Annotated in this window: 1 protein-coding gene; it reads left to right on the plus strand. The window is 64.0% G+C overall.

The window, feature by feature from the left end:
- Window positions 1–7,226 (plus strand): non-ribosomal peptide synthetase (locus EKA13_RS25010; protein ID WP_125862967.1); only part of this gene is annotated, 7,226 nt, incomplete at both ends.

The raw sequence follows: 7,226 nt of genomic DNA on the forward strand, positions 1-7,226 counted from the left end.
AAGCTGCGCGGCTACCGCATCGAACTGGGCGAAATCGAAGCGCGACTGCAGGCCCATGCCGACGTCGGTGAGGCGGTAGTGCTGCTGCGCGACAAGCGCCTGGTGGGTTACGTGGTGTCTAGCCGCGATGATGGCCTGGTTGAAACCCTGCTGAGCGAGCTGAAACAGCAACTGCCGGACTACATGGTGCCGAGCAAGATCCTGGTTCTGGAACGCTTCCCGTTGACCCCCAATGGCAAGGTGGACCGCAAGGCCCTGCCGGAGCCAGTGTGGGAAAGCCAGACCTTCCAAGCGCCGACTTCTGTCGAAGAGTTGGCCTTGGCTGCGATCTGGCAACAGGTGCTGGGGCTGGAACAGGTAGGGTTGCACGACAACTTCTTCGAGCTGGGTGGCGACTCGATCGTCTCGATCCAGGTGGTCAGCCGTGCGCGGCAGGCCGGTTTGGCGCTGACGCCCAAAGACCTGTTTCAACACCAGACCCTGCAAGCCCTGGCGCGTGCGGCCAAACCGCTGGAAGGTGGGTTGGCTATTGACCAAGGCCCGGTCAGTGGCGCGGTGCCGCTAGCGCCGATCCAGGCCTGGTTCTTTGAACAGCCGATTCCGCAGCGGCACCACTGGAACCAGTCGGTGCTGCTCAAGGCCGCGCAACCGCTGGACAGCCAGGCGCTGAACTGTGCCTTGCAGGCCTTGGTGGCGCACCATGACGCCTTGCGCCTGAACTGGCAGCAGCAGGGGAACCGCTGGGTTCAACACCATCGAACTCCGAGCGAACAGGGCGTGTTGTGGGAGCGCGAAGCGTCTTCTGCTGCTGAAATCACCGCCCATTGCGACGAAGCGCAAGCCAGCCTCAGCCTGCAAGACGGCCCACTGCTGCGTGCCGTGCATATTCGACTGGCCGATGGGACGGCCCGCTTGCTGCTGGTGGTGCATCACCTGGTGGTTGATGGGGTGTCGTGGCGCATCCTGCTGGAGGATCTGCAGCAGGCCTACGCCGGGCAGCCATTGCCGGCCAAGACCAGCGCCTACAAGCACTGGGCCGAACACATGGAAGCCTTTGCCCACGACGAGGTGCTGCAAACGGAAGTGGCCTACTGGCAACAGCAGCTTGCGGGGCCCGTGGATCAGTTCCCGGAAGATGGCGCCCCCGGTGGCGGTATCGAAAGCCTGACCCTGACCCTGGACAAGGCCCGCACCGCCCAGTTGCTGAAAACCGCGAACGCGGCGTACCGCACGCGCATTGACGACCTGCTGCTGACGGCCCTGGCCCGTACCCTGTGCGCCTGGAGCGGGCAGCCCAGTGTGCTGATCGATCTGGAAGGCCATGGCCGCGAGGCGCTGTTCGCGGACATCGACCTGACCCGCACCGTTGGCTGGTTCACCAGCCTGTACCCACAACGCCTGATGCGCTTCGAAGGCATCGGCGAGAACCTGAAGGCGATCAAGGAAGCCGTGCGTCAGGTGCCCAGCAAAGGCGTCGGTTATGGCGCCCTGCGTTATCTGGCGGGGGCGTCCCAACTGGCTGAGTTGCCTGCTGCGCAGGTGACCTTCAACTACCTTGGCCAACTGGACGCCAGCTTCGCGGCGCAGGGGCTGTTCGTCTTGGCGACAGAGTCGTGCGGGCAAGTACAGAGCGCGCAAGCCCCCTCGCTCAAGCGCCTGGAAATCAATGCCCAAGTGCATGGCGCCGAGCTGAGCCTGAACTGGCGCTTCGACACGACGCAGCACAGTGTTGCCAGTGTGCAGGCCTTGCTGGACGGCTACGCCGAGGCGTTGCACGAAGTCCTCGAACATTGCCTGAGCGCCGAGGCGGGCGGGGTGACGCCAAGCGATTTCCCGCTGACCCGCCTGAGTCAGGAGCAACTGGACAGCTTGCCGTTGGCGGCTCGCGAAATCGAAGACGTCTATCCGTTATCGCCGCTGCAACAGGGCATGCTGTTCCACGCTCTGCAAGACGGCGTCGAGGATGCCTACTTCTACCAGCGTGGCTTCCTCATCGAAGGCCTGCTGGACCAGGAGGCATTGATTGCGGCCTGGACCCGGGTTGCCGAGCGCTATCCGGTATTGCGTACCGCCTATTACTGGGAAGAAGTCGGCATGCCGTTGCAGGTGGTGCAGCGCCATGCCCGGGTCACTCTGCAGGCCCATGACTGGCGCGGCCTGAGCCTGAGTGAACAGCGCCAACGTCGTCAGGACCTGCTGGACGGGGAGCGCCGTGCCGGTTTCGAGTTCCGCCGTGCCGGTGAAATACGCCTGGGCCTGTTACGTGTTGCTGAAGATCAATGGTGGATGATCTGGAGCAACCACCATATCGCCCTTGATGGCTGGAGCATGGGCCTGATCCTGCGCGATGTGCTGGGCCATTATCATGGCCATGCAGCCGGGGCGGGCGCGATCGGTTCACGGCCGTACGCCGACTATATCGGTTGGCTGCAACGGCAATCCGTAGCGGCTCGCCAGGACTTCTGGCACGGGCAATTGGCCGACTGGACGGCGCCGACGCCGCTGCCGGGTCGCCTTTCAACGGCTTCCGGGCAACAGGGGTATGCCGAACTCGGCAGCACCTTTGCAAACAGTGAAACTGCGCATCTGCGTGCTGCGGCGCAGCGTCTGGGGGTTACCATCAACACCCTGTTGCAGGGCGCCTGGGCCGTGTTGCTGGGGCACTATGCCAACAGCAGCGATGTGCTGTTCGGCATCACGGTTTCTGGTCGCGGCTTGCCGCTGGCCGGTGTCGAGGAAATGGTCGGGCTGTTCATCAACACCTTGCCGCTGCGGGTCCAACTGCCGACGGAGCAATCGGTGGCGACCTGGTTGCAAGCCTTGCAGCGCACCAACCTGGACTTGCGTGCGCTGGAGCACAGCCCACTGGCCGACGTGCAGCGCGTGGCCCGTCCCGGCGACGGCGTGCAGAGCGGCGCACTGTTCGAGAGCATTCTGGTGTTCGAGAACTACCCGCTGGACGAGGTGCTGCGCCAGCAACCGGCGGGCCTGAAACTGAGCCTGCTCGACGATCAGGCGGCCGAGGCAGCGGCACGTGGGCGTAACAACTACCCGTTGAGCCTGATCGCCAGCCTCGACGAGCAACTGCACCTGACGTTCTCGTTCCAACGCGCTGCGTTCACCGCGCAGCAGATCGAACGCTTGCTGCTGCAAGTGCGGAAGCTGCTGATGGCCATGGCCAACCAACCCGAGCTGCGTGTGCAGCAACTGCCGGTGGCGCTGCCAGGCGATGCAGCGCACGCGCTGAGTGAACTGCGCGGCGATACACGTGAGTTCCCGTGGGTGACGGTGCTTGATGGCTGGGCCGAACAGTTGGCCTTGAACCCCGATGCCCCTGCGCTACAGGACGAACAGCAACGCCTGAGTCGGGCCGAGGTCGAAGCGGCCGCCAACCGCCTGGCCCATGCGCTGATCCAGCGCGGTGTATGCCCGGAAACGCCGGTTGGCTTGTGTGTCGAGCCATCGGTTGACCTGGTCATCGGTTTGCTCGGCATCCTCAAGGCCGGTGCGGTGTACCTGCCGCTGGACTGTCGCCAGCCCGCTGAACGCCTTGGCAGGCTGCTTGACGGTAGTGGTGCGGCGTTGCTGCTGTGCCATGCAGCCACCCAAACGTTGGCCGAGGCCTGCGCGCATCCGCTGTTGGCGCTGGACAGCGCTGAGCTGAGTGGCCAGAGCGCCGAAGCCCCTGCACTGAGCGTGTCCGCCGAGCAGGGCGCCTACCTGATCTACACCTCGGGCTCTACCGGGCAGCCTAAAGGCGTTCTGGTCGAGCATGGCGCATTGGCCAACTATGTACAGGCCATTCTCGAGCGCCTGCAATTGCCCTCCGGGGCAAGCATGGCGCTGGTGTCGACCAGTGCTGCGGACCTGGGCCATACCCAGCTGTTCGGCGCTTTGTGTAATGGCGGCCTGCTGCATGTGCCCGGGCAGGAGCGGCGCTTTGACCCTGACCGCTTCGCCGAGTACATGACGCGCCATCAGGTTGAGGTATTGAAAATCGTGCCAAGCCACTTGCGTGGCCTTTTGCACGCCGAGCGCGCAGCCGATGTGCTGCCCGGCCATACCCTGATCGTGGGGGGCGAAGCCTGTGACAGAGCGCTGTTGGAGCGCATTCGCGCGCTGCGTCCAGACTGCCGGATCATCAACCACTATGGCCCGAGTGAAACCACGGTGGGCGTGCTGACCTGGGCACTGGGCGCCGATCACTCGATACCCGATCGCCTGCCGCTGGGCCGGCCGCTGGCCAACGTGGTTGCGCGGGTGCTGGATGCCGAGCAACGGTTGTTGCCCGCCGGGCAGCCGGGAGAGCTGTACCTCAGCGGTCGCTGCCTGGCGCGTGGGTACCTGGGGCAAGCCGGGCAGACCGCTGAGCGCTTTGTCTTCGCGCCTGCATTCCCGGGCGAGCGGCTGTACCGTACGGGGGATCGCGTGTGCCTGCGTGAGGGGCAACTGGAGTTTCTCGGCCGCACTGACGATCAGGTGAAGATTCGCGGTAACCGCGTCGAACTGGGCGACATCACCGCCTGCTTGAGTGCATTGCCGGGGGTCGCGGCCGCTGCGGTGCGACTGGCCAGCCTGAACGCCGATGAACATCCGCAATTACTGGGCTATCTGGTGGCAGAAACAGGCACGCACCTGCACCTGGACAGCCTGCGCGAGCGCCTTGCACAGCACCTGCCGGACTATCTGGTGCCGGCCCGACTGATCCTACTCGAACGTTTGCCGTTGAATGCCAATGGCAAGCTCGATCGAAACGCCTTGCCCTTGCCGACTGCACCGGCCGAGGCCAGCTCCGCGCAGCACTTCGCGGCCCCGCAAGGCGAGCATGAAACCCTCCTGGCCGAGATCTGGCAGGCGGTACTCAAGTGCGACAAGGTCGGTCGTGACGACAATTTCTTTGAACTGGGCGGCGACTCGATCCTGAGCCTGCAGATTATTGCCCGTGCCAGAAAACGTGGCTTGAAGCTGACACCGAAACAGTTGTTCGCCATGCCGACCATTGCTGCCCTGGCGGCATTGCAACCGGCGCCGACGGCCTTGGCCGCACCCGAGACGCCGGCTATTCCCCGGCTGCCACGCACGGGCGTCTTGCCGCTGTCTGCGGCGCAACAACGGCTGTGGTTCCTGGCGCAACTGGACCCACAAAGCAGTGCCTACACCATTGCCGGTGCCTTGCAACTGAGCGGCGAACTGCAGCATGACGCCTTGCGCCAGGCCTTTGCCCAATTGGCGGAACGCCATGAAATGCTGCGCGCCGCGTTTTTCGATGAGGCTGGGCAACCGCGACTCAAGATCGTCGCTGGGCGCAGACCGCAGTGGCGCGATGTCGACGTGAGTCATGTAACGCCGGGGCAACGCCTTGCTGCAGTTCATCAGATAGCCGCCGACGAGATCGCCCGTCCATTCGATCTGGAGCATGCGTCGTTGCTGCGGGTCACGCTGATGCAGCTTGAACAGGACCGCCACGTCGTGCTGGTGTGCCTGCATCACCTGATCGCCGATGGCTGGTCCATGGCATTGTTGATGGACGAACTGGGTGAGTGCTACGCCGCCGCCAAGGCTGGGCGGACTGCGCAGTTGCCTGTGTTGGCGTGGGACTACGTCGATTACGTCGCCTGGCAGCGTGAGCGTCTGGATGGCGCCGAGATGCAACGCCAACTGGGTTACTGGACCGCACAACTGGAGGACGCGGGCGAACCGCTGGCCCTGCCGTATGACCGTGCCCGCCCGGAACTGTCGGAGGGGCGTGGCGCCTGCCATGGCTTTACGCTGGACGGTGCATTGCTCGCGGATCTGCGCCACACCGCGCAAACCAATGGCTGTACCTTGTTCCATGTGCTGCTGGCCGGTTTCGGTCTGCTGCTGCAACGCTACAGCGGGCAACACGATGTGCGCATCGGCTTGCCGGTCAGTGGCCGCGAGCAGGGCGAAAGCCAGGGGCTGGTGGGTTGTTTGATCAACACGCTGGTACTGCGCCTGCAATTGGCTGCTGTGCAGACGGTTGGCGAACTGCTGGGCCAGGCCCGGGATGTCACCCTCAACGCCCAGGCCCACGCCGACGTGCCGTTCGAGCAGTTGGTGGAGACGCTGGTCAGCCAGCGCACACCCGGGACGCACCCGCTGTTTCAGGTGTTGTTCAACCACCAGCGCCGCGATATCGTCGGCCTGGCACAACGCAGCGGGCTCGGCTTTGAACGCCTGGAACTGACTGAGCGCAGTGCTCAATTTGACCTGGTGCTGGACACCGAAGAAAACACTGACGGTGTGGTTCACGTACGCCTGTTGTATGCCGCCGAACGCTTCGAACACTCGACCATTGAGCGGCTGGGCGCACATTGGCTGCAGTTGCTCAAACAACTGGTGGCTGGCAGTGACACCGCGCTGGGTGGGGTGCAGCTCAACAGCGCTAACGAGCGGCAGCAGTTGGCGCAATGGAGTGCGGTTCAGCAACATTTCCCGGCGTTCGTGCCGGTATCGTCCCGTATTGCCGCGCAGGCGGCGTTGCGCCCTGACGCCGTGGCGATCCGTCATCAGGGCGTCAGTGTCTGCTATGCCGAACTGGAGCAACGTGCCAATCAACTGGCCCATCGCTTGGTGAGCCTCGGTGTGGGCAGCGATGTGCTGGTCGGCGTGGCCTTGCCTCGTTCAGCGGAACTGATCGTCGCCCTGTTGGCCGTGCTCAAGGCCGGCGGTGCCTACGTGCCGCTGGATCCGGACTACCCGGCTGAGCGGCTGGCCTACATGGTCGAGGATTCCGGCCTGCAACAGGTCATCAGCCTGTCCAGCCTGGACCTGCCGTTGCTAGTACAGGTATTGGCGCTGGACACCCTGGACCTTTCTGCAGAGCCATGCAGCGCGCCACAGGTGACCATCGACCCGGAACAACTGGCCTATGTGATCTACACCTCGGGCTCGACCGGTCAGCCGAAAGGCGCGCAGTTGACCCAGCGCAACGTCGAACGTTTGCTCCAGGCCACCCAGGGCGATTTCGGTTTCAACCACGACGACGTCTGGACCCTGTTCCATTCCTATGCCTTCGACTTCTCGGTGTGGGAAATCTTTGGCGCACTGGTGTACGGCGGCAGTTTGGTGATCGTGCCGTATTTCACCAGCCGTTCACCGGAAGAGTTCCTGGCGTTGCTGGTCGACGAGGGCGTGACGGTGCTGAACCAGACGCCATCGGCGTTCCGTCAGTTGATCCCTCTGGCGCAGAAAAGCACTGCGCC

It is taken from the genome of Pseudomonas defluvii (genome assembly GCF_001695625.1).
Classification (GTDB): domain Bacteria; phylum Pseudomonadota; class Gammaproteobacteria; order Pseudomonadales; family Pseudomonadaceae; genus Aquipseudomonas; species Aquipseudomonas defluvii.